Annotated in this window: 21 protein-coding genes and 1 pseudogene; 10 read left to right on the top strand and 12 right to left on the bottom strand. The window is 65.8% G+C overall.

Going from position 1 to position 21729, the window contains the following annotated elements:
- The first annotated feature begins 5 nt into the window (after positions 1–5).
- The gene (locus tag AB4Y79_RS14340) at positions 6–161 is read left to right on the top strand and encodes a hypothetical protein (protein ID WP_441863024.1); all 156 of its coding nucleotides are present in this window, start codon (positions 6–8) and stop codon (positions 159–161) included.
- A gap of 4 nt (positions 162–165) precedes the next feature.
- Here the strand turns inward: AB4Y79_RS14340 and AB4Y79_RS14335 are convergent, their stop codons facing one another.
- The 3 genes from AB4Y79_RS14335 to AB4Y79_RS14325 all read right to left on the bottom strand — a co-directional run bounded on the left by AB4Y79_RS14335 (position 166) and on the right by AB4Y79_RS14325 (position 1310).
- The gene (locus tag AB4Y79_RS14335) at positions 166–600 is read right to left on the bottom strand and encodes an SRPBCC family protein (protein WP_441863022.1); all 435 of its coding nucleotides are present in this window, start codon (positions 598–600) and stop codon (positions 166–168) included.
- On the bottom strand, positions 597–911 hold the full coding sequence (locus AB4Y79_RS14330) for an ArsR/SmtB family transcription factor (protein WP_441863020.1): 315 nt from the start codon (positions 909–911) through the stop codon (positions 597–599). Before AB4Y79_RS14330 ends, AB4Y79_RS14335 begins: the two co-directional genes overlap by 4 nt.
- Before the next feature lie 93 nt (positions 912–1004).
- Entirely contained in the window at positions 1005–1310 is a 306-nt protein-coding gene (locus AB4Y79_RS14325; protein ID WP_441863018.1) for a hypothetical protein, read from the bottom strand.
- Positions 1311–1357: 47 nt separating this feature from the next.
- On the opposite strand from AB4Y79_RS14325, the gene AB4Y79_RS14320 reads away from it, so the two are divergent.
- On the top strand, positions 1358–1717 hold the full coding sequence (locus tag AB4Y79_RS14320) for a VOC family protein (RefSeq protein WP_441863015.1): 360 nt from the start codon (positions 1358–1360) through the stop codon (positions 1715–1717).
- A gap of 75 nt (positions 1718–1792) precedes the next feature.
- On the opposite strand, the gene AB4Y79_RS14315 is transcribed toward AB4Y79_RS14320, so the two are convergent.
- Positions 1793–1924: a hypothetical protein gene (locus AB4Y79_RS14315; RefSeq protein ID WP_441863013.1), complete on the bottom strand. Its 132-nt coding sequence runs from the start codon at positions 1922–1924 to the stop codon at positions 1793–1795.
- A gap of 307 nt (positions 1925–2231) precedes the next feature.
- On the opposite strand from AB4Y79_RS14315, the gene AB4Y79_RS14310 reads away from it, so the two are divergent.
- Positions 2232–2756, top strand: a complete 525-nt coding sequence (locus tag AB4Y79_RS14310) for a flavodoxin domain-containing protein (protein WP_441863011.1) — start codon at positions 2232–2234, stop codon at positions 2754–2756.
- Between the two features lie 54 nt (positions 2757–2810).
- Here the strand turns inward: AB4Y79_RS14310 and AB4Y79_RS14305 are convergent, their stop codons facing one another.
- Positions 2811–3710 (bottom strand): patatin-like phospholipase family protein, encoded by a 900-nt coding sequence (locus tag AB4Y79_RS14305; RefSeq protein ID WP_441863009.1) that lies wholly within the window; start codon positions 3708–3710, stop codon positions 2811–2813.
- Positions 3711–3900: 190 nt separating this feature from the next.
- Here AB4Y79_RS14305 and AB4Y79_RS14300 point away from each other — a divergent pair, with 190 nt between their 5' ends.
- On the top strand, positions 3901–4374 hold the full coding sequence (locus AB4Y79_RS14300; protein ID WP_441863007.1) for a GNAT family N-acetyltransferase: 474 nt from the start codon (positions 3901–3903) through the stop codon (positions 4372–4374).
- Between the two features lie 75 nt (positions 4375–4449).
- Here the strand turns inward: AB4Y79_RS14300 and AB4Y79_RS14295 are convergent, their stop codons facing one another.
- Positions 4450–5490: a hypothetical protein gene (locus AB4Y79_RS14295; protein ID WP_441863004.1), complete on the bottom strand. Its 1041-nt coding sequence runs from the start codon at positions 5488–5490 to the stop codon at positions 4450–4452.
- Between the two features lie 228 nt (positions 5491–5718).
- Positions 5719–7422, bottom strand: a complete 1704-nt coding sequence (locus tag AB4Y79_RS14290; RefSeq protein ID WP_441863001.1) for a DUF222 domain-containing protein — start codon at positions 7420–7422, stop codon at positions 5719–5721.
- 172 nt (positions 7423–7594) lie between these two features.
- Between AB4Y79_RS14290 and AB4Y79_RS14285 the strand changes: the two are divergent.
- A pseudogene (locus AB4Y79_RS14285) lies at positions 7595–8682 on the top strand (DUF3100 domain-containing protein); the annotation flags it as partial.
- 162 nt (positions 8683–8844) lie between these two features.
- Here the strand turns inward: AB4Y79_RS14285 and AB4Y79_RS14280 are convergent.
- On the bottom strand, positions 8845–9075 hold the full coding sequence (locus AB4Y79_RS14280) for a hypothetical protein (RefSeq protein WP_441862998.1): 231 nt from the start codon (positions 9073–9075) through the stop codon (positions 8845–8847).
- Positions 9076–9219: 144 nt separating this feature from the next.
- Between AB4Y79_RS14280 and AB4Y79_RS14275 the strand changes: the two genes are divergently transcribed.
- On the top strand, positions 9220–12165 hold the full coding sequence (locus AB4Y79_RS14275; RefSeq protein WP_441862995.1) for a helix-turn-helix transcriptional regulator: 2946 nt from the start codon (positions 9220–9222) through the stop codon (positions 12163–12165).
- Here AB4Y79_RS14275 and AB4Y79_RS14270 read toward each other — a convergent pair.
- The 3 genes from AB4Y79_RS14270 to AB4Y79_RS14260 form a co-directional block, all read right to left on the bottom strand.
- Complete coding sequence (locus AB4Y79_RS14270) at positions 12162–14219, bottom strand: ABC transporter ATP-binding protein (protein ID WP_441862992.1); 2058 nt, start codon at positions 14217–14219, stop codon at positions 12162–12164. The two genes, AB4Y79_RS14275 and AB4Y79_RS14270, sit on opposite strands and share 4 nt — an antisense overlap.
- Positions 14216–15964 (bottom strand): ABC transporter ATP-binding protein, encoded by a 1749-nt coding sequence (locus AB4Y79_RS14265; protein ID WP_441862989.1) that lies wholly within the window; start codon positions 15962–15964, stop codon positions 14216–14218. The genes AB4Y79_RS14270 and AB4Y79_RS14265 overlap by 4 nt, the downstream gene beginning before the upstream one ends.
- Positions 15965–16099: 135 nt before the next feature.
- Positions 16100–17050 (bottom strand): GlxA family transcriptional regulator, encoded by a 951-nt coding sequence (locus AB4Y79_RS14260; RefSeq protein ID WP_441862986.1) that lies wholly within the window; start codon positions 17048–17050, stop codon positions 16100–16102.
- Between the two features lie 134 nt (positions 17051–17184).
- On the opposite strand from AB4Y79_RS14260, the gene AB4Y79_RS14255 reads away from it, so the two are divergent.
- From AB4Y79_RS14255 to AB4Y79_RS14245, 3 genes are all read left to right on the top strand, one after another.
- Positions 17185–17823, top strand: coding sequence for an isochorismatase family protein (locus AB4Y79_RS14255; RefSeq protein WP_441862984.1), 639 nt, complete (start codon positions 17185–17187; stop codon positions 17821–17823).
- A 116-nt stretch (positions 17824–17939) separates the two neighbouring features.
- Entirely contained in the window at positions 17940–18296 is a 357-nt protein-coding gene (locus AB4Y79_RS14250; protein WP_441862981.1) for a DMT family transporter, read from the top strand.
- A complete protein-coding gene (locus tag AB4Y79_RS14245; protein ID WP_441862979.1) occupies positions 18293–18613 on the top strand; it encodes a DMT family transporter in 321 nt (106 codons plus the stop codon). Before AB4Y79_RS14250 ends, AB4Y79_RS14245 begins: the two co-directional genes overlap by 4 nt.
- A 207-nt stretch (positions 18614–18820) precedes the next feature.
- On the opposite strand, the gene AB4Y79_RS14240 is transcribed toward AB4Y79_RS14245, so the two are convergent.
- Positions 18821–19018 carry a hypothetical protein gene (locus AB4Y79_RS14240; RefSeq protein ID WP_441862977.1) on the bottom strand — a complete coding sequence of 66 codons (198 nt, stop codon included), beginning with the start codon at positions 19016–19018 and terminating at the stop codon, positions 18821–18823.
- Positions 19019–19366: 348 nt separating this feature from the next.
- Here AB4Y79_RS14240 and katG point away from each other — a divergent pair, with 348 nt between their 5' ends.
- A complete protein-coding gene (gene katG / locus AB4Y79_RS14235) occupies positions 19367–21661 on the top strand; it encodes a catalase/peroxidase HPI (protein ID WP_441862974.1) in 2295 nt (764 codons plus the stop codon).
- Positions 21662–21729 lie beyond the last annotated feature (68 nt).

The following is a 21729-nucleotide window of genomic DNA, read 5'->3' as shown; positions in this document are numbered from 1 at the left end:
GACCTGTGAAAAGTTCGACTGAAGATCTTCAAGGCACCCGGAGCCAGGACGCGCAGCAGGTTTCCGCGCCGGATCCGGAGCTCACAACTGCCGAGTGGACGTCAGACTGCCTGCTCACGCTCCACAGCCAGGTCCGGTTCACCCGCACCGACTGGCCCTGAGCCGTCACACCTGCGAACGCCCGCCGGAGCGTTGGAAGACCTCGGCGAGGACCCCGTCAATCCGCGCCAGCAGGCCGGGCCAGCCATTGCCCATGCCTTCGATCGCGTGGCGGCCCATGGGGGTATCGAGGCGGAAACCGGCGTGCTCGAAGTGCAGGACCGTGCCGCCGTCCACCGGTTCGAGGCGCCAGGTGATGGTGGTGTCCAGCTGGCCCTCGGCGAAGAGGAAACTGATGGATTTTTCGGGGTCCACAGTGAGGACCTCGCACTGCTGATTGCCCCAGGAGTCCATGTCCATGGTGAAGCGGTGGCCCACCACGGGTGCGATGTTGCCGGGCGCCCACCAGCGTGCCAGCAGTTCCGGCGTAGTCAGCGCGGCCCATACCGCCGGGGCGGGGTGCGGGAATCGGCGTTCCAGCCGGATGGCGTTCTCGGTCATGACGATTTCTCCTCGTCCAGAAGGTCTGCCAGGGCATCCAGCCGCTGGTTCCAGTAGTGCTCGAAGTGCTTCACCCAGGCGCCGACCTCGGCAAGGGCTGCGGGCTGGAGGTGGTACACCCTGTTCCTTCCCTGCCGTTCTTCCCGGACCAGGCCTGCCTCGCGGAGGACCGCCAGGTGCTCGGACGCGGCCGGGCGGCTGAGGTCCAGCAGGCCTGTGAGTTCACCGGCCGTCCGGGGCCCCCGCCGGAGCTCGTCGAGGATGACGCGCCGGGCCGGGTTGGCGACGGCGGCAAAGACATCAGTAAGCACGTTGATAGTATATGTCGGAATTTTCCGACGTGTCAATCCGGAACGCGTCCCGGTTGCCAACATATGCGCGCAGGGCCTGGCGGCCCCTCCTGGCTAACGAGGACCGGAACCGGTCCGGCGGCCAGCCAGCAGCCCGGCCCAGAATGCGAGCACCAGCAGGCCAACGACGGCGAGCGCCAGGCCCAGCTGGGTGCCTTGCGTGATGAACGCCGCGCCATTGGCGGTGAAAGGCTGGTTGCTCAGCGGCGCGTAGGCAAACCAGCCGGTGAAGTCGCGGTTCAGGTACGCGACCAGGAAGCCGCCCAGCACTGCCGCGAGGCCCAGGAAGGGCACGACGGCGGCAAGCAGTTTGGCGGGTTTGGACGGTTGGCGTTCCCCAGATGTGTTGTTTTCCCCCATGCAGGCGAGTCTAGCCGGGGCGCAGCCGCCCGGTTTAGGCTGGTCGAATGTTGACCATCGGCACCATCGTCCTCGGCGTCAACAACGTCGCCGCCGCCGCCACGTTCTGGCATGACGCCCTCGGGTACGTGCCCAGGGAACCTGGCAACGAAACGTGGGTGACCCTTGCCCCGCCGTCGGGCCCAGGCGCCCACCTGTCACTCATGCTGAGCGAAACCCAGGTCCAGGCCTACCCGCGGATCCACCTGGACCTGTATGCGGACGACCAGGCCGCGGAGGTGGAACGGCTGGTCTCACTCGGCGCCAAGCGCGTGGACTGGGACATGTATCCGGAGGACCCGGACTTCGTGGTGCTCGAGGACCCGGACGGGAACCGGTTCTGCGTTATCGACAAGGGCCCGGAGTAGCGCCAGCCAACTCGATAAAGTCCGTGGGTAAGCGGCACGGCCAGGAACTCTTGGTCGGGCCTTCCTCCACGCTGGTCAGCGGTGGTTCTTGCGCTGCTTTATAATGTGGAGCTCACTGCTTTCGCTTTTCGCCCTTTTTTCGGCCCGCTTTTCAAGGATCGACTTGCCGACCTTTTTGGCTGCGCCGCCTTTTGATTTTCCAGACACCGGAACCACGCCTTTCTCTTGCGTTAACGGCCACCATACCCCTTTCTACTTTTTTAGCCAGTCCCCTGTTCCGCCGCGGCCGGAGGCTTCGCAGGGCGCAAAATCAAGGGTGATGACGTGACTTTACCAGTTACGGGAAATTCATAATTTTGACGGGATCCAAGTTTTTTCGTGCTTTTTGTCATTGCCGGGAAAACGCCAAAAAATCTATGTACCAAAAACTTCCGGGACGTTGGGCCCTACGGCACGCACCTGGAATTTGCCAGTGTTATACGGGACCAATACGGACACCACCAGGAGGCCGATGATGGCCAGCATCTATATCCCGTACGGCACCACCGAGGGCCAGACGGCCAGGATCGCCGAGTTCATTGGGGACGTTGTCCAGGCGCACGGGCACGAGGCCCGGGTGGCGGACATCAAGCAGGCAGGGGATGCGATCCCGCCGGGGTGTGATGCGGTCTTGGTGGGGGCGTCGGTGCACATGGGCAAGCATGAGGAGTACGTCCAGGACTTTGTCCGGAAAAACCGCGACACCCTGGAACGCCTCCCGTCTGCCCTGTTCTCCGTCAGCCTTGCCGCGCACGGAGATGCCGAAAACGCCGAAAGCTACGTCCAGGAGTTCGAGCAGCAAACCGGCTGGCGGCCGGCCCACGTGGCATTGTTCGGCGGCGCACTGCTCTACACGCACTACGGGTTCATCAAGCGGCTCATCATGAAGAAGATCGCCGGCGACAAGGGTTCCCTGGATACGGACACCTCCCGGGACTACGTGTACACCGAGTGGGACGGCGTGAAGAGGTTCGCGGAGGACTTCCTGGCCACGCTTTAGGGGAACGTGTTCGACGGCGAGTGCCCACCCGCCGTCGAACCCGCCCTGGAGGCGTCAGCCCCAGAAGGCCGCGAGCTGCCCGGCAAGGGCCTTGCCTTGGTTGTAGCCTGCCTGGGCGGCGGCCGGGCGCAGCGACAGGTCCATGGCGTTGGCACCGAACATGTGCTCCGAGTCGGAGTCCGGAAAGACCGTTTCCACCACGCTGCCACCGGCCCGCAGTTCATCGACCTGGGCTGAGAGCTGCATATCCCACTCCAGCGGCATCCGTGTCCTGCCGCCGAAGGGCGACAGCACCAGCACCTGCCCGCACCCGGCAGCCAGGTCGGCGTTCTCATTGCGTCGGTAGCCACCGTCGATGTAGCGCCTGTCCCTTATCCCGTAGGCGAAACCGCTGGCACAGCTGGCCGCCACGGCGTCCACCAGGTCGATGCCGCTGTTGCGGTCGAACACAACCGGTTCGCCGGTGTGGGCATCAACGGCCGTGATGAGCAGTTGGTGGTTCGGCCAGTCCAGGCTTGGCAGCCGCGCGGCGACGGTCTCGCGCCACCGCGCGGTTGCGTCGTGCGCCGCAGCCAGGTCCAGTGCCAGCGCACCCATCCTGCGGCGCATGTCCGCCGCGTCTTGGGAGGATGCGATGATCCTGCCGGTCCGTTCCAGGTGATCGGATACCGGCCTGGCAGGACCGGGGCCGCTGCCGGATCCAGGCGGAGCGGTCCGTTGCCGGGGCGTGTCGAGGACGGCGGCATAGAGTCCGTCGAGCGCTGCGCCGGCGATCTGGGCTGCGGCCGTGGACCCGGCGGACGTACCGATGACCCGGCCGGCGCCGGTCACGTCCAGCCCGGCATCGGCGAGGCCAGCGAGGACGCCGATCAGCCAGGCGTTACCTGTTGAGCCGCCACCGCCAAGGACGAGGGCGCGTTTGGATGGGGCCTGTGAAGAAGGTGTTGTGTTCATGGGAGTCGCCTTTCGCGAATAGCCTGTTCGGCGCTCCCGGTGGCGGCTAGTTCAGCCGCGCGATCGTGGACTGCGAGGGAGCACCCATTGCGGATACTGCATTCATGGGTCTCACCTCCTGCGGACGGATCACGATCACCCGAATAGTCGCACACCGGCGCCGCGGTAAGCAACCGGTAAATTTGAAGTGATGATTTCCATAGACCGGGACAACCCCACGCGCGACGACGTCCACCGCCTCCTGAGCGAACACCTGGCGGACATGTTCGCCACCTCGCCGGCGGAGAGCGTCCACGCCCTGGACCACTCCGCGCTCTCCGCCGAGTCCGTCACGTTCTGGACCGCCCGGGAGGACGGTGCCTTGCTGGGGTGCGGGGCGCTCAAGCTCCTGGACGCCGCACCGGGCGCAGCCGGGCAGGGTGAGATCAAGTCAATGCGCACCACAACAACGGCGCGGGGACGCGGCGTGGCCACGCTCGTGCTCCGGCACCTCCTCGACGAGGCGCGGTCCCGGAACCTTGAACGCGTCTACCTTGAGACCGGGACCGAGGACTACTTCGCCCCAGCGCGGCGGCTGTATGCCCGGCATGGCTTCACCGAGTGCGCACCCTTCGCCGATTACGTGCTTGATCCCCACAGCGTGTTCATGAAGCTCCGGCTGTAGGGACTGAGGTGCCCCGCACACAAGAAAGCGGACGACGGCGGGTGGACACCCGACGTCGTCCGCTTCCGTTTGGTGCTACCCGCTGTAGGGGACCTTTTCCCAGCTCAGTACGTCTGTGCCCTTGGCGCTGTTGCCTGACACGGTGACGCGGAGGTAGTCCACGGCGTTGTTGGCGCCGTCCACGGTGATGCGCTCCAGGTTGTCCGCGGCCGGCGAGCCGTAGATGTCCAGCCAGGGAGAGCCGGCGGCCAGGGGCTGGTTGGCGGCGAAGACGTGGCTGTCGCCGTTGACCAGGTAGACCGGGGCGTCGAAGTGGTTCGTTTCGTCGACGATCGCCTGCACGATCTCCCGGAAGCCGGACACGGCCTTGGGGTCGGCGGTGGCGTCGGCGAGCAGTGCGGGATCAAACATGTCCGCCTGCTGCATGAGCACCACGGCGCGGTCGTTGCTGCGCTTGGCCTCGGCGAAGGTCTGGTGGAACTGGGCCAGGACGGCATCCGTGCGGTGTTCCACCTCGGCGAGCTGTTCCGGCGTGGGCGCAGTCTTGCCCAGCCCGGTCCACGGCAGGAGGGAGTTGTTGCTGCCTTGGACGTTCAGGACAGAGAAGGCCACCCGGTTCTGGGTGAAGCGGACGTCCTCGGGCAGTCCCAGGTTCTCCTGGGACTTGACGGGCATAGTGGCGCCGAGGGTCTTGCCGGGTTCGTTGAAGAACACCTCCCTGATCTTGTCCAGGCGTTCCAGCGGGTTGTAGGCGCCGTTGTTGGTCCGGTGGCAGTCCACCCATTCGTTGTCGCCGGGCGTGTAGACCAGCGGGTGGGTGAAGGTGTCGAACTGGGAGCGGATGTAAGAGAAGTACTCGTTGGAGCAGACGGAGGATCCGTTCTTGATATCACCCACGTGTGCTACAAACTTCAGGTCTTGATCAGCGTTGAGGTCCTGGATGTGCGAGGGGAACTTGGCGATCTCGGCGGCGCCGTAGGGGATGTCGCCGATGACGCCGAAGGTGAAGGCCTGGTTGCTGTCAGTCGTGTTGTCGGCTGCCTGGGCGGGAGCTGCGGCTGCTCCGGCAAGGATGGCGAGGACGACAAGCGTGGCGAGGGTGGATCTTACGAACACGAAGTACTCCTTGGACGGTGGGGCCTTCCGCCAAGCGCAGCGCGAACCGGCGGGCAGTAGGTGCCTGCACAGACTGCTGGATACGGAAGAACGCCGGTGGGCCTGGTGGTTGCCTGCGCATGAATGCCCGGTAACACTGGACGGCGGCCTGTTTCCCTGTCAACGACGAAGCGGGCACCTAAAGGTCCGCGCCCGCAATCACACGGCGCTCAAGAGCACAGTCAGTGGTTACGAGGCGAGGTACGCCACGAGGAATTCCTCCAACGGGCTCGCGCTGCCGGGCGGGAAGCTTGGCGGCACGGACGATGGCCCCGTGATGACCTCTGGTTTTCCCGTGATGAGTTCTGGGTTCCCTGTGATGACCTCTGGTGCCCTGGGGATGAGCCCCGGCGGCCATTGCGGTTTCTGCCAGTCGGGTTGTTCGGCCGGATAGTGACGGCCGGCAGGGGAAGTCCAACCGGGTGGTTCATCCATTGTTGCCGGGGTGGGTGTCCAGGCGGAGCCGTGTTTCAACCGGTGGTGTTTCGGGCACAGCTGTCCCAGGTTGCTGATTCCGGTGGTTCCACCGTGTTGCCAGGCGGTGAGGTGGTCGGTTTCGTTGTCCTGGGTGTGGTTGTTGCAGCCGGGGAAGGTGCACCTGGCGTCGCGCATTCTGATCCATCGCTTCATGCTTTCCGGCAGCCGGTAGCTGGTGCGTCCGATCTCCAGCGGTGCGCCGTCCCGGGGGTCCACCAAGACCCGATAGAACGACGCGGCCCCGTCCGCAACGAGCCTGCGCGCCATGGACGCCGGAATGGGACCGAACCCGTCGAGGTCGGCGGGCTCATCCGTGAGCCCCAGCAGCGAAAGGACGGGCACCGTGACCAGGACGTCTGCTTTCGGCGCGGGAATCCTGCTCAGGTCGACGGCGTAAGGGTTGGCGTCGCCGGCATGAGGGCCGTAGCCGGCGTCGTACGAGTGGCCGGTGTCGTACGGGTGGCCGGTGAAGGGGTCGCCGGCGGCGGCGGCGGGTCCTGGGTTCGAGGCGCCGCCCGCCGCTCCGGCGCCCATCAGGAGTCCGGCGGCGATATCGGCACGCAGCTGGGTGAGCGTTCGGCCTTCATCGGGGCCCTGCAAGCCGCGGGCTATCGCGGACGCCTTGTTCCACACCGCGCAGGCCCTATCGCCGGGCAGGTACAGGGAAAGCCAGGCCATGCCGTCCACATCCGGCCGGTATTCCATCCGACGGTCTGCCACGCCAATGGCGTGCCGCGCTTCCAGCGAATCCGGATAAGTGCGCTCCCGCCAGGCCCGGACCTTACGCCGGAAGCGCGACGGCACGAGGTCGCCAGGCGCGGCGCCGCGGGCAGGGGTCGGATCCTCGGGGTCGAAGAAATGGGCCACCAACGCCGCAGCATGGGCGGGTTCGAGCCCCGTGGTTTCGTCGACGAGGGCGCGGGCGTGCTGCCAGGAAATCGTGCCCGCCTGCAACGCATCCAGTGCCGCCGGCAAGGACGTGGTCAGCGCGTGGGCCTCACCCAGCAGGGCCGATGCGGCGCGTTCGCCGATGGTGAGGACGCAGGCGATCTCCGCCACCAGGTTCATTTCCTGGGCCGATTCCCTATATGCGCCCGCCGGAGGTGCATCCAGCAATGCTGCCGCCTCCGCGTGCACGGCAATCATCCGGACCTTGGCGGCCGCTGCCGCCGCCTCGATCCGCGCCAGCACTTCCAGTCCATCGAGGGACGCCTCGGACAACTCCCGCATCGGATCAGAATCAGCGAAAGGCCGGCCGCGGCCGCGGCCGTCCCAGGAACCGGACTCTTCACTGCCGTGGGCGGCAGTAGCTCCGGCCACGACCCGTGCCAGCTCATCAACCAATCCGGCCACAGATGCGACCGCAGAGGCCATCGCGGCCCTGCCTCCCGCACCCGCAACCGTCGTGCCTTCCATACCAAAATCTTCGCAGGAGGGTCCGACATTATGGGGGAACGCCAACACTAAGAGCCCATCTGGCCCACCAAGAAGCCCCGCACAAAGGCGGCGTACGACGGCGGGTGGGCGCCCGCCGTCGTACGCGCCATGCCGCCGCTCCCCCAACCGGAGCCCTCATACGGGCGCGCCACTGCAGGAGGTGGGCCACCTGCTGGGCACCATCGTGCTGGCGCTGCCGCTGGCCATGCTGCTGCGGATGGGCAAGGCCACCGTGGGTGCCACGTTCTCGCTGGACCGTGAGCCGTCCTTCGCGATGGTGTCCGAGAAGTACGGGCCGGACTCGGACCAGTACCGCGGTGTGCTGGCCATGTACGTCTTCGGGACGCTGTTCGGTGCCGTGTTCATCACGCTGCTGACCTCGCTGGTGGCCAACTGGAAGATCTTCGATCCGCTGGCGCTGGCCATGGGTTCCGGTGTGGGGTCCGGTTCCATGATGGCTGCGTCCGTTGCGAGCACCACCGTCGCGTACCCGGGCGACCAGGACGCGATCCTGGGCATGGCGTCGTGTCCAACCTGATCACCACGGTGCTGGGCGTTTACGTGGGCATCTATGTGGCGCTGCCGCTGGCGGACAAGTTCTACCGGGTGCTGACGCGGAAGCAGGAGAGCCGCGAGGTGGTTGCTGCTGGTTCTGGCGCGGCTGGCTCTGGCGCCGCTGGTTCTGGCGCCGCTGGTTCTGGTGCTGCCGCTACGGTTGTTTCCGCTGCCGATGTGGAGCGCGAGGCCGCACAGGCGGAGGAGAACCGGCGGTTCCGTGAGCGGGTGGCCGAGTCCTCGGCGGCGATCAAGCTGCCGCTGTGGCTCTCGCTGTCTGTGCTGACGGTGCTGGGTATTGGCACGGCGTCGATCGCGGCGAAGGGGTTCAGCCTGACCATCGTGCCGGGGTACGTGGTCCTGCTGGCGCTTGTCCTGGTGGGCATCGCGATGGCGAAGGTCACCCGGAAGATCTCGGCCATCGTGTTCATCACGACCATCGGCGCATACATCTCCAGCCTGCGGCTCTTCGGGGCCGAGGCGCTCAACGCGGCCGTCAAGACCGTGGACTTCACGTCCACCGCCACGGTGATGCTGACCCTGGCCGGCCTCTCCCTGGGCAAGGACATCCCGCTGCTGAAGAACATCGGCTGGAAAATCATCCCGGTTGGGCTGCTGGCCATCACTGCCTCGTTCCTGCTGTCCACGGTGATCGCCGAGTTCGCGCTGGGGCTGTGGCACTGAGTTAGTTACGGCTGGTTCTTGCGGCCGCCATTGGGCGGCTTAGGCGGAGCGGACGACGGCGGGTGGGCACCCGGCGTCGTCCGCTTTTGTTTGTGGATTGTTGCTCCCGGATGTAAGTTTTGCTGCCGCAGCTTTGAAACTGCTGTAGGGCCTATTGCGGCGTCACTGCTGTTCCGGGATCCAGAGCGGTGCCGTAACCCCTGCGCCCGTGAGGTTGTCGCAGCGAACCAGCTGCGTTCCGATTCTGGTCAGGGCGCAGTTTTCGAAGCTGGGCCCATCGTAGGGGACCAGGGCGTTGCTGCCGGTGTCTGCATTGGCAGCGGGGGCCAGTGCGAGAAGAAGCAGCGGGAGGATGGCTCCCAAGCGTTGTGATGCGTTGATCGACCAGGACATGGCCTGTCCTTTCGGGAAGCAGTTTGTTGGACACGTCCACTCTCAGTCCGGCAGGGCCTCAGCCACATCCGGCGGACACCCTTAAAAACAGTCCGGGTACCCTCAGACCTGTACCCCGGGGTTCGCCGGTGGCAAGCTGGATTCGTGGCGAATGCGTGGAGCGCCGGTGGTGCTGAACTGGTAGGACGGGAAGCGGACCTTACCGAACTGGTCGGCATCATCAACAACGTTTGCGCCGGGACAGCGAGGACGTACCTGGTCACCGGGGACGCCGGCATCGGCAAGACGGCGCTCGTCACACGAGCTATCGAATTAGTTCCACCGAACGCCCTCGTCCTGAGTGGCGGGGCCTTGCCCTTGTCGTCCATGGACGTGCCGTTCCTTGCACTGCGCTCTGCATTCCGCGCGGCGGAAGCCGGTACCACCAGACCAGTGCCCCCGGCGCCAGCACTCTCAGGTGATTCCCGCCCCGATGTACTTGTCCTGATCGACGAGTGGCTGACCGCGCTCTGCCGGTTGTCGCCAGTGATCCTGACAATCGATGACCTCCACTGGGCTGACCAAAGCACCCTCGATGTCCTGATGTACCTGGTGGCGGGACCCAGCGACAGGCCCCTTGGCGTCATAGGCACCGTGCGGACTGACGAAGGCCGGGCCGGCGGTACCTTCCATCGCTGGATGACCGACGTCCGGAGGATGCCGCGGGTGGATATACGTCCGCTCGAACCCTTGGACCGGCCCGATACCGAAGCCCAGCTTGGACGACTTCTGGACGCACCTCCACACCAGTCGCTCGTTACTGATGTTTTCGACCGTTCGGCGGGGAATCCCTACCTCAACCGTCTCCTCGTCGCAGGGCTCACCGCAGAGTCACGGCGCCTTCCTGCCGGTTTTCCACCGGACCTGAAATCCGCGGTCCTGCGCGCTTGGCGGGGGTTGTCGTCCGGAGCTCGTGAGTTGACCCAGGTCATGGCGCTCGGCGGACGGCCAGCCAGCAGTACGGAACTGGTCACCGTCGCCGGGTCCGCCGTAGGACCTGCCGGTGTCCTGCCGCTCCTGCAGTCAGCGGTGGAGGAAGGCCTCCTTGACGTTACTAAAGACGGTAAGTTTTGGTTCCATCATCCCATCATCGCCGAAGCACTGGAACAGGGACTGGATGAAGGCGAGCGGAAGCGATGGCATGCGGCGTTCGCTGCCGTCCACCAACAGAGGCTGGGCACTGGGCCTGCGCCGCCCGCCGGCGATGCCGTGGCGCTCGCGGATCATTACGCCGCGGCAGATCGGCCTGCGGAGGCCCGCCGGTGGTCGATCGTTGCGGCGGACATGGCAGCGGCGCAAGGCGGGCTCAATGATGCGATCCGGCTGCTGCGGCGGGCGATCCGGCTGCAGGCAGTCCTTCCGGACGCTTCGGAGTGGCCACGGGATCTCTGGGCCAAGCTCCGGTCCGCAGCCCGGGAAGCGGGCGCACTGGCACTCGAACTTGAAGCAACGGAAGAATTACTGGCACATGTGGACCCGGTGAGGGAGCCGCTGGAAGCCTCCGAACTTATCGTGCGCCGCATGCACCTTCAGTTCTCCACCGGGCAGGCCTTTCTTCCAATGGCGGACATCCGGGAGGCAGTCTGCCTGTCCGCTGAAGTGCCGGGAAGCTGGCAACATGCGATGGCACTGGCCGAATTCGCCCACGCGAGTATGTGGCACGGCGAGCCGGGCGCGGATACTGCTGCAGTCAAATCGCTCGCCATGGCCCGAGAGGCGGGCGATCACCGCGCATTGGCCTATGCACTGACTGCGGCCGCGATTGCTGAGCTCGGGGCAGATCGGTTTGCGGCAGCCCGGAGCCTGGCAGCCGAAGGCGCGCGCGAGGCACTCCGGGCACGCGATTTCTGGGCCTTCGTCCATGCAACGTACTGGACGGGAAATGCGCAGGACCCTTGGACCAGCGAGGAGTACGCAGACCTTCTGGCGCGCGCCAGGCAGGAGCTGATGCAGCAGGGAGCCCCGCATGCGTACACGGCAAAAATTGCGGCAACCGAGGCGGCCAGTTACTTGGCTATTGGCTCGTGGCGGAAATGCCGGGCAGCGCTAAGGATAGCCATGGGACTCGATCCCGGCCCAATGGGAGATGTGGATGCCAGGCTGACGGCGGCCCGGCTGGCCCATCTGCAGGGGCGCCACGATGAGGCTGGGATTTACCTTGCGCGCGCAGAGGAGCTGTACAAAGAAAACTCAGTCTTCCTCAACCTCACGTTTGACGCCGTCCGCGCCGAGGTTCATGTGGCAGCGGGACGTCCCGGGCGTGCATTCTCCGCGGCCCTGGCCGGTGCAACCAGCCCCGGCCCGCCTCCCACTATGTGCGAATGGCTGCTGCCCATCGCCGCACGCGCCCTGGCGGATCAGATCCGGCAGGCCAGGGACCACGGCCTTCCCGCATCCGAACTCCTGGAGGCAGCCACCCAGCTCCAGGACAGGTTCCCGGAAGTACTTCACGAGCGGATGGGGCACTCGGAACTGTACAAACGCCAAGTGGCGGCTTTCAACGCCCTATACATTGCCGAGCTCGGGCGGGCGAGGGATGAGGCGGGCAGTGCAGTGCAGTGGGGAAGAACTGCCGACGCACTCAGGGACGCGCTCCTGCCCTGGGAGGAGGCCTACGCCTGCAGGAGGGCGGTGGAGGCCCTGCTGCTGCATGGGCACCACCGCGCCCCGCGTGCAGCTGAATACCTTCACCGTGGACTCGTGCTGGCGGCCCAGCTCGAAGCAGCGCCGGTTCAGGCAGTCCTTGAGCTCCTGGCCGCCCAGGCAAGGATCCCGTTGACGCCGGTCAACAACACACCCCTGCCCTTTGCAGCGCGGCTCCCAGGGCTAACACCACGGGAGCTGGACGTCCTGAACTACGTCATGGCTGGCCGAACCTACGGCGAAATTGCCCGGGCCCTGATGATCAGCGAGAAGACGGTCAGCTCCCATGTCTCAAACCTGTTGCGAAAGACCGGCGCTGCCAACCGGGTGGACCTTGCGCGTTTGGCTGCAGCAGACGACCCGGTCAGCCGCAACAGCGGACGGATTGCTGGATCCCGCAGTCCTTAAACCTCCGCCACCGGAGCCGCGAACTGGGCTTCATACAGCCGCGCGTAAGCCCCGCCAGCAGCCAACAGTGAGGCGTGGTTCCCCTGCTCCACGATCTGCCCGGCCTCCATCACCAGGATGAGGTCGGCGTCGCGGATGGTGGACAGGCGGTGCGCGATCACGAACGACGTCCGGTCAGACCGCAACGCACTCATGGCCTTCTGCACCAGTACCTCGGTCCGGGTATCCACCGAGGACGTCGCCTCATCAAGGATCAAAACCGAAGGCTGAGCCAGGAATGCCCGGGCAATCGTCAGCAGCTGCTTCTCGCCCGCGGACACGTTGGCACCCTCGTCATCCAGCACCGTGTCATATCCCTCGGGCAGCGAGTGCACGAACCGGTCCACGTACGTGGCCGTAGCAGCCTCCAGTATCTCGTCGGAAGAAGCAGTAGGCCGGCCATACGCAATGTTGTCCCGGATGGTCCCGCCGAACAGCCACGTATCCTGCAGCACCATCCCCATCCGCGAGCGTAGATCGTTCCGGGTCATGGTGGTGATGTCCACGCCGTCCAGCGTGATCCGGCCGGCATCCAGCTCGTAGAACCGCATCATCAGGTTCACCAGCGTCGTCTTGCCCGCACCGGTCGGCCCCACAATCGCCACCGTCTGCCCCGGCTCCGCCACCAAGGACAGCCCACTAATCAACGGCTTGTCCGGCGAGTACGAGAAGGACACATCCTCAAACACCAGCCGCCCGCGACCGGCACCATCAGGACTCTGCAAAGCAGCCCCCACAGGATCCGCGGACTGCTCCTCCGTATCCAGCAGCTCGAACACCCGCTCGGCAGAAGCCACGCCGGACTGCAACAGGTTGGCCATGGACCCCAGCTGCGCCAGCGGCTGGGTGAACTGCCGCGAGTACTGGATGAACGCCTGCACATCACCCAGCTGCATCGCCCCGGACGCCACCTGCAGGCCGCCCACCACGGCGATCCCCACGTACACCAGGTTCCCGATGAACGTCATGGCCGGCATGATCAGCCCGGAAATGAACTGCGCCCCAAAACTCGCCTCATACAGCTCGGCGTTCTTCTGCCGGAACCGCTCCCCCACCTCACGCTGCCGGCCGAATACCTTCACCAGCGCATGCCCGGTGTAGGTCTCCTCGATCTGCCCGTTCAGCTCGCCCGTGTTCTTCCACTGCTGCACGAACAGTTTCTGCGAGCGCTTGGCAATCAACGCGGTGATGCCCAGCGTCAGCGGAATGGTCACCAGCGCGATCAGCGCCAGCGTGGGCGAAAGGATGAACATCATCACCAGCACGCCCACCACGGACAGGACAGAGGTCACCGCCTGGCTGATGGACTGCTGCAGGCTCTGCGAAATGTTGTCCACATCGTTGGTGACCCGGCTCAGCAGCTCACCGCGCTGGATCGAGTCGAAATACCGCAGCGGCAGCCGGTTGATCTTGGCCTCGATCTGCTCACGCAGCCCGAACACCGTCCGCTGCACCACGCCGTTGAGCACATACGCCTGCCCCCACATGAAGGCCGACGCCAGCACATACAGCACCAGCGCCCACGTCAGCACGCTGCCCAGCGCCGCGAAGTCGATCCCCGCGCCGGGCGTCAGCGTCATGGCGCTGAGCATATCCGCCTTCTGGTTCTCCCCCGCCGCCCGCAGCTGCGCAATCAGCTGCGCCTGCGTCACGCCCGGCGGCAGCTGTTTGGACACCACGCCGGAGAAAATCAGGTTGGTGCCCTCCCCCAGCAGCCGCGGCCCGATCACCTGCAGCGCCACGCCCGCCACGGCCATGAACAGCACCAGCACCAGCCACAGCCGTTCCGGCCGCAGGGTGGCCAGCAGCCGCTTCGCCGAGCCGCTGAAGTTCATCGCCTTCTCCGCCGGCACATTCATCCCGGCGAATGGTCCGCCCCTGCCCGGTCCGCCGGCCGGGCGCGGGATGCGTACGACGTCGGCCTGGCCGCCTTTGCCGCCGCCAGCGGTTCCAGCGGCCGCGCCTCCGCCCGGGCCGGTTCCGGCGGGGCGGGTTCCTGCGCGGTGCGTGCTCATACCGTTTCCTCCGCTGCCAGCTGGGACGAGACAATCTCTCGGTACGTCTCCGACGTCTCCAGCAACTCGTGGTGCGTGCCCTGCGCAACGATCCTGCCGTCGTCGAGCACCAAAATCCGGTCCGCCTCCACAATGCTGGACACGCGCTGGGCGATGATCACCATGGTGGCCCCGGCCGTGCTGCGCTTGAGCGCCTGCCGCAGCCGGGCGTCCGTGCCGGTGTCCAGGGACGAGAACGAATCATCAAAAATGTAGAGCTCGGGCCGCTTTACCAGGGCCCGGGCGATGGCCAGCCGCTGCCGCTGCCCGCCTGAGACGTTGGTGCCGCCTTGCGAGATGGCCGCGTCCAGTCCCTCCTCCATCCGCTCCACGAAGTCCCTGGCCTGCGCGATCTCCAGCGCAGTCCACAGCTCATCCTCCGTGGCGTCCGGGTTGCCGTACAGCAGGTTGCTGCGCACGGTGCCGGAGAACAGGTACGGCCGCTGCGGCACCAGGCCAATATGCCCCCAGAGCAGGTCCGGATCCAGGTCCCTGACGTTCACGCCGTCCATTAGCACAGCCCCGGAAGTAACGTCGAAGAGCCGCGGCATCAGGTTCACCAGGGTGGTCTTGCCCGAGCCGGTGCTGCCGATGATCGCCGTCACCTCACCCGCGCGGGCGGTGAAGCTGATCCCGGACAGGACGGGCTGGTCGGCACCCGGGTAGGCGAATCCGACGTCGCGCATTTCCAGTTCGCCGCGGCGCGGCTTGCCGGCAAATGCCGCGCTGGTGACCGGGTTCTCCGGCGGCAGGACGCTGGAACTGGTGCCCAGCACCTCGCCGATCCGGTCCGCGGACACGGAAGCGCGCGGGATCATGACCGCCATGAACGTGGCCATCATGACGGACATCAGGATCTGCATCAGGTAGCTCAGGAACGCGATCAGGGTGCCCACCTGCATGGACCCGTCCTCGATCCGGAACGAACCGAACCAGATCACCGCCACGCTGGAAATGTTCAGGACCAGCATGACCACGGGGAACATGAGAGCCATCAGCCGGCCGGCGCGCAGGGCCACATCCGTGACGTCCCTGTTGGCGCCGGCGAACCGCTCCGTCTCCATGTCCTCGCGCACGAATGCCCGTACCACCCGGATGCCGGTCAGCTGCTCGCGCAGAACCCGGTTCACGGTGTCGATCCGGGTCTGCATCTTGCGGAACAGCGGCACCATGCGGGTGACAATGAGCCCGACGGCGATCAGCAGCACCGGGACACACACGGCAATCAGCCAGGACAGCTGGGCGTCCTGCCGGATGGCCATGATCACCCCGCCGATGCTGAGCATGGGCGCGGCCACCATCAGCGTGGCGGACATCAGCACCAGTTGCTGGACCTGCTGGACATCGTTGGTGGAGCGGGTGATGAGGCTGGGGGCGCCGAATTTGGTGACCTCCTGCTCGGAGAACTCGCCCACGCGTTCAAAGATGGCGCCGCGCAGGTCCCGGCCCAGGCCCATCGCCGCCTTCGCACCGAAGTACACCGCCACCACGGCGCACGCGATCTGCGCCAGCGTGATCAGCAGCATGACGCTGCCCGTGGACATGATGTAGCCGGTATCACCCCGGGCCACGCCCTGGTCGATGATGTCCGCGTTCAGCGTGGGCAGGTACAAGGATGCGATGGACTGCGCCAGCTGGAAAACGACGACGGCGGCCAGCAGCGGCCGGTGCGGCCTGAGGTATTCAACGAGTAGCTTCCAGAGCATGGGCGGCTCCAACCTGACGGTGTGTCCACAAACGTGGTGCGAAGGTCAGTGTACGTCCGGAAACTGGGACTTAACCCGGCCTTCTACGGGAAACTCGGCCAGTTCTCCAAGGGCGTACATCGGGTGCTGTTGCGGCTAGCCGCGCCGCGCGTCAAACCTCCGCCTGTAGTCCGTCGGGGTGGTGGAAAAGGCGGCTGTGAAGTTCTGGCGCAGGGTGACGGCGTTGCCGAATCCGCAGTCGGCAGAGATCTGTTCGATCGACAGGTCAGTGGTTTCGAGCAGCCGCCGGGCTGCGTCCAGGCGGCGGCCTCGGATCCAGGCCGCCGGCGTGGTCCCGGTTGCTGCCCGGAAGGCGCGGACAAAAGTCCGGCGGCTCAGGTGCGCCTGGGCCGCCAGCCGGTCGATGGTCAGCGGCTCGCCCAGGCGGCCCAATGCCCATTCAAGCAGGCGCGAAATCGGGTCATCGTTTGAGCGTGCCAGCACGGGACGCTCAATGTACTGCGCCTGTCCTCCTTCCCGATGCGGAGCGATGACCAGGCTGCGGGCCACCTGGTTGGCTGCCTCCGCCCCGAGGCGCGCCCGTACGACATGCAGGCAGGCATCCAACGCGGAGGCGGTTCCGGCGGAGGTCAGCACGTCGCCGTGGTCGATGTAGAGGACAGACTGGTCCAGCGGAACATCCGGGTGCCGCACAGCAAGGGAGTCGAACGCCTGCCAGTGCGTGACGGCCGGACGTCCGGCGAGCAGGCCGGCGTCGGCTACGGGGATGGCACCGAGGCACAGGCCCAGGATGGGCACTCCGCGCCCGTGTGCTCCCTGGAGCACCTGCCGCAGCGGGTCGCCCAGCATGCGCGCGTCGTCGAACCATGAGGGGACCACCACAATGTCCGCTTCCGTTGCGGCCGACGGCCCCTTGACCTCCCCCAGCCGGTAACCCTCAGCGGTGGTGATTTCGCCTTCCTGGTCTGAGAAGAGAACCGTCTTCCATTCGGCAAGGCCCTGTCGCGCCACCTCATCGAAAACCATCTGCGGAACAGCGAGATGGAACATCGTTGCCCCGTCGAAGGCGTACACCGCGATCCTCATCCTGCTCCTTGCCCAGCTTGGCCCGATTCCATCGTACCTTTGCCTTCGTGCCACTGTTGACGCGCGGCCGCAGCGGTAAGACTGGAAAAGTCGCGAATTTCGTAGACAAGTAACCATCAGGGAGAACCCAGACCATGAGCACACCCCGCCGCGCCCTTATCCTCATCGATGTGCAGCAGCAGTACTTCAGCGGGCCCCTTGAAATCCAGTACCCGCCGCACCAGGAGTCCCTGCCCACCATTGCGAAGGCAGTCGACGCCGCCACCGCCGCCGGCATTCCCATCGCCGTGATCCAGCACTCCGCCGGTGAAGGCGCGCCGGTGTTCGCTCCGGGCACACCTGCCTTCGAACTGCACCCTGAGATCGAACGCCGCAAAACCGGCGAATGGAAGTCGCTGGTCAAGCAGTACGGCTCGGTATACGCCGGTACGGACCTCGCCGAATGGCTGCGGAAGAACGACGTCGACACGGTCACCTTGGTGGGCTACATGACCAACAACTGCGTACTCGCCTCCGCCGTGGAGGCAGAGTTCCTCGGCTTCAGCACCGAAGTCCTCTCCGATGCCACGGGTGCCATCAACCTCGCCAATGACGCAGGTTCCGTCGACGCAAAAACAGTGCACACCGCGCTGCTCGCGCTGCTGAACTCGAACTGGGCAGCGGTAGCCGATACCGACACCTGGGCCAACGCCCTGAGTGCGCAGCAGCCACTCACCGGCAGTGACCTCGGCAGCTCCGCCGTGGCCGGCCTGGAACTCGTCCCGCAAACATAGCCAGCGTCCCCGGCTTCCCGCCTGTCCAATACGAGCGGGAGGCCCGGGAACACCAGTAGCAACCGCGGCGTTGCACCCACTGGAACCAGCCCAAACGAATGTCAAGGACTATTTAGATGAAGTGGATTTTTCTCGCCGGCGCGATCCTGAGTGAGGTGACGGCGTCCCTCTCCCTGAAGGCGGCCCTTGATAATCCTGCCCTGTTCATCGTGGTGGCTCTCGGCTATTCCGCCTCCTTCGCATTGCTCGCTGGAGTCCTCCGCAAAGGCCTGGGCCTGGGCGTTGCCTACGGAATCTGGGCTGCGCTGGGCGTGACGCTCACCGTGCTGCTGGCCGCCCTCATCTTTGGCGAGGCACTGACCCCGGTAATGCTGGTGGGCGTCGCAATGGTCATTGGCGGGGTGCTGTGCGTTGAACTCGGCTCACACAAGGAGCCGGCAAACGAACCCGCCAACGAAATGGTCCGCTCATGATGTGGCTGCTGCTGGCCGCGGCAATCCTGACGGAGGTCACCGCCACCCTCTTCCTGCGGGTTGCTTCCACTGGCAAGCGGCGCTGGTACGTACCGGTCGGCGTCGGATACGTCCTGGCGTTCACGTGCCTCACGCTGACCCTGGGCCAAGGCATGAGCCTGGGCGTTGCCTACGGCATCTGGGCCGCTGCCGGCGTCGCATTGACCGCCCTGGCCAGCCGTGTCTTCTTCAAGGAGACAATCACCCCCGTGATGATGCTCGGGCTCGGGCTTATCATGGGCGGCGTCCTGCTCATCGAACTGGGTGCAGCGCACTAACCGTGATGTGAACCCGAACGGCTCCCCGCTCTCCCGGCAAAGGGTGGCCTGCGCAGCAAGGGTAAGGCCCATGTTCATGGCGTGAACGGGAGTGTCCGGCATTCCCGGGCGGCGTACGCGTCAGTGGCACGCCAAGACCAGAGCCGTCCGGCCGTTGCCCGCTGCTGTTCCTGATCCGATGGTCAAGGTGCTCCGGAATACAAGGGACTAGAAGGCGCCCGTTGTGTCGGGCTCGATCGCCCAGGCAAGCCGGTGCAGCGCACTCGCCAGCCGGCCCCGCAGGACGGACCACCCCGACAGGCCGGGCTTCCTTACCCGGACCCTTCTGGGCGCACGTGGCAACGCGCTGGTGGCAGTATCGTCGCTCCTCGCAAGGAAGAGGGCTACAAGGCTTGAACTGTCCATGAAGTTGTTTCCTGAAATATTGAAAGTCGCCACGCAAATGGTGGGACAACATGGTGTGGACTCGGATCCGGACGCGGCCCTTGCCGGTCATGGACCGTGGGTTGCGTGGCAGTGCTCCGAAGTGCGGGCTTGCGCTGGACCATCAGGGAGAAGACCCGCATTTTGATTATGGAACGGGCCAGGGGAAGTCTCCCAACCGGTTGACCAACTGTTACGGCTCCCTCTGGAGAGAATGCAGCCTCAGTAAAACAGGGGGCTCCTCCGCCCCAGCGTTTATGTTCCAATGGGAGGGTTGCACCGGCTGCCCGAGTCCAACCGCGGCCTCGGCCCCACGGAAGGAAGAAGCTCATGACCGAACGCCCAGACCATCCCCCGGTACCCACTCCCGGCAGCGCACAAGGCCCGGACCAGAACGCTGAAGGCGGGTGCCCGGTGGCCCATGGAAGCGCCACCGCCCAGGGCAGCGAAAGTGAAAACCCGGCGATCGATTCCCCGCAGCCCCAGGGGCACCGGCCGCGGACCAACCAGGACTGGTGGCCCAACCAGCTGGACCTTTCCGTGCTTCATGCGCACGGTCAGGCGAGCAATCCGCTCGGCCCGTCGTTCAGCTACCGCGAGGAATTCCAGAAGCTCGATGTCGAGGACCTCAAACGGGACATCACCCAGGTCCTGACCACCTCGCAGGACTGGTGGCCGGCGGACTTTGGCCACTACGGCGGCCTGATGATCCGCATGAGCTGGCACGCGGCCGGCACCTACCGCGTCCATGACGGCCGCGGTGGAGCAGGCGACGGCGGCCAGCGGTTCGCGCCGCTGAACAGCTGGCCGGACAACGCCAACCTGGATAAGGCCCGGCGGCTGCTGTGGCCGGTGAAGCAGAAGTACGGCCAGAAAGTATCCTGGGCGGACTTGTTGGTCCTGGCCGGCAACGTTGCCCTCGAATCCATGGGTTTCACGACGTTCGGCTTCGCCTTTGGCCGCGAGGACGTGTGGGAGCCCGAGCAGATCTTCTGGGGGCCCGAGGACGCCTGGCTGGGCGATGAGCGGTACACCGGCGACAGCACGATGGCCGAGGACGTTGGGGCCACCGAGATGGGACTGATCTACGTCAACCCCGAAGGTCCCAGGGGCAACCCGGACCCGGTGGCCGCGGCCGCGTTCATCCGCGAGACGTTCAAGCGGATGGCGATGAACGATGAAGAGACGTTCGCGCTGATCGCCGGGGGCCACACGTTCGGCAAGACCCACGGCGCCGGCCCCGCCGACGCCCACGTGGGCCCCGAACCGGAGGCTGCCGACCTGGAATCACAAGGCCTGGGCTGGCTCAGCACCTACGGCAGCGGCAAGGGTGGCGACACCATCACCTCGGGCCTGGAAGTCACTTGGACGGACAAGCCCACGCAGTGGAGCAACCGCTTCCTGGAAATCCTGTTCGAGTACGAGTGGGAACTGGTCAAAAGCCCTGGCGGCGCGCACCAGTGGGTAGCCAAGGACGCCCCGGAGATCATCCCGGACGCCCACGATCCCCACAAGAAGCACCGGCCCACGATGCTCACCACGGACCTGTCGCTGCGCTTCGACCCCGTCTACGAGGAAATCGGGCGGCGTTTCCTGGCGAACCCGGACGAGTTCGCGCTGGCGTTCGCCAAGGCCTGGTACAAGCTGCTGCACCGCGACATGGGACCCGTTGGCCCCCACATGCTGGGCCCATGGGTTCCGGAAGCCCAGCTGTGGCAGGATCCCGTTCCCGACGTCGACCATGAACTGATCGACGAGCAGGACATCGCTTCGCTGAAGGCCAAGCTGCTGGACTCCGGCCTGACCATCCCGCAACTCGCAGGCACCGCCTGGACTTCGGCCGCTACATTCCGTAAGACCGACAAGCGCGGCGGCGCCAACGGTGCCCGCATCCGGCTGGAGCCGCAGCGCAGCTGGGAGGCCAGCGAACCGGAGCAGTTGGCAAGCGTTCTTTCGGTGCTCGAGCGGGTGCAGGAGGAGTTCAACTCCGCGCAGGCCGGCGGCAAGAAGGTTTCCCTCGCAGACCTGATCGTCCTCGGCGGTGCCGCCGCCGTCGAAAAGGCCGCAGCCGACGCCGGGTTCCCCGTTACCGTGCCGTTCCGTCCCGGCCGCACCGACGCCGCCCAGGAGCAGACCGACGTCGAATCCTTCCAGTACCTGCAGCCGCGGGCAGACGGGTTCCGCAACTACCTGCGCGCCGGGGTCAAGCTCCAGCCGGAGACGCTCCTGCTGGACAAGGCATACATGCTGGACCTCTCGGCTCCGGAAATGACGGCACTGGTGGGCGGCATGCGCGCCCTTGGCACCAACCTGGGCGGTTCCGGCCATGGCGTGCTGACTGACAGGCCGCAGGTGCTGACGAACGACTTCTTCGTCAACCTGCTCTCACCGGGCACCAAGTGGAAGGCGTCCGAATCGGAGGAAAACGCCTACGAGATCACGGATGTGGCCACTGGTGAGCTGAAGTGGACCGCCACCGCGGTGGACCTGGTCTTCGGTTCCAACTCGCAGCTGCGCGCCCTCGCCGAGGTTTACGCCAGCGAGGACGCCGGGGAGAAGTTCGTCAACGACTTTGTGGCGGCCTGGGCCAAGGTCATGGAGCTGGACCGCTTCGACCTGAATTGAACAAGGTGAAATAAACCGGCGGATCAGGGCCGGCTGCAACTGCAGCCGGCCCTGATCCGCTTTGAGCG

Source organism: Pseudarthrobacter sp. YAF2 (assembly GCF_052113345.1).
Lineage (GTDB): Bacteria > Actinomycetota > Actinomycetes > Actinomycetales > Micrococcaceae > Arthrobacter.
The sequence above is the reverse complement of the archived record's forward strand: the minus strand, read 5'-3'. Positions and strand labels throughout refer to the sequence as shown.

What these genes read in the sequence shown, in the direction of transcription:
- AB4Y79_RS14335 (WP_441863022.1), bottom strand. Translation starts at nt 600, where the DNA reads ATGACCGAGAACGCCATCCGGCTGGAACGCCGATTCCCGCACCCCGCC.
- AB4Y79_RS14325 (WP_441863018.1), bottom strand. Translation starts at nt 1,310, where the DNA reads ATGGGGGAAAACAACACATCTGGGGAACGCCAACCGTCCAAACCCGCC.
- AB4Y79_RS14320 (WP_441863015.1), top strand. Translation starts at nt 1,358, where the DNA reads ATGTTGACCATCGGCACCATCGTCCTCGGCGTCAACAACGTCGCCGCC.
- AB4Y79_RS14310 (WP_441863011.1), top strand. Translation starts at nt 2,232, where the DNA reads ATGGCCAGCATCTATATCCCGTACGGCACCACCGAGGGCCAGACGGCC.
- AB4Y79_RS14305 (WP_441863009.1), bottom strand. Translation starts at nt 3,710, where the DNA reads ATGAACACAACACCTTCTTCACAGGCCCCATCCAAACGCGCCCTCGTC.
- AB4Y79_RS14300 (WP_441863007.1), top strand. Translation starts at nt 3,901, where the DNA reads ATGATTTCCATAGACCGGGACAACCCCACGCGCGACGACGTCCACCGC.
- AB4Y79_RS14290 (WP_441863001.1), bottom strand. Translation starts at nt 7,422, where the DNA reads ATGGAAGGCACGACGGTTGCGGGTGCGGGAGGCAGGGCCGCGATGGCC.
- AB4Y79_RS14280 (WP_441862998.1), bottom strand. Translation starts at nt 9,075, where the DNA reads ATGTCCTGGTCGATCAACGCATCACAACGCTTGGGAGCCATCCTCCCG.
- AB4Y79_RS14270 (WP_441862992.1), bottom strand. Translation starts at nt 14,219, where the DNA reads ATGAGCACGCACCGCGCAGGAACCCGCCCCGCCGGAACCGGCCCGGGC.
- AB4Y79_RS14265 (WP_441862989.1), bottom strand. Translation starts at nt 15,964, where the DNA reads ATGCTCTGGAAGCTACTCGTTGAATACCTCAGGCCGCACCGGCCGCTG.
- AB4Y79_RS14260 (WP_441862986.1), bottom strand. Translation starts at nt 17,050, where the DNA reads ATGAGGATCGCGGTGTACGCCTTCGACGGGGCAACGATGTTCCATCTC.
- AB4Y79_RS14255 (WP_441862984.1), top strand. Translation starts at nt 17,185, where the DNA reads ATGAGCACACCCCGCCGCGCCCTTATCCTCATCGATGTGCAGCAGCAG.
- AB4Y79_RS14250 (WP_441862981.1), top strand. Translation starts at nt 17,940, where the DNA reads ATGAAGTGGATTTTTCTCGCCGGCGCGATCCTGAGTGAGGTGACGGCG.
- AB4Y79_RS14245 (WP_441862979.1), top strand. Translation starts at nt 18,293, where the DNA reads ATGATGTGGCTGCTGCTGGCCGCGGCAATCCTGACGGAGGTCACCGCC.
- AB4Y79_RS14240 (WP_441862977.1), bottom strand. Translation starts at nt 19,018, where the DNA reads ATGGACAGTTCAAGCCTTGTAGCCCTCTTCCTTGCGAGGAGCGACGAT.
- katG (WP_441862974.1), top strand. Translation starts at nt 19,367, where the DNA reads ATGACCGAACGCCCAGACCATCCCCCGGTACCCACTCCCGGCAGCGCA.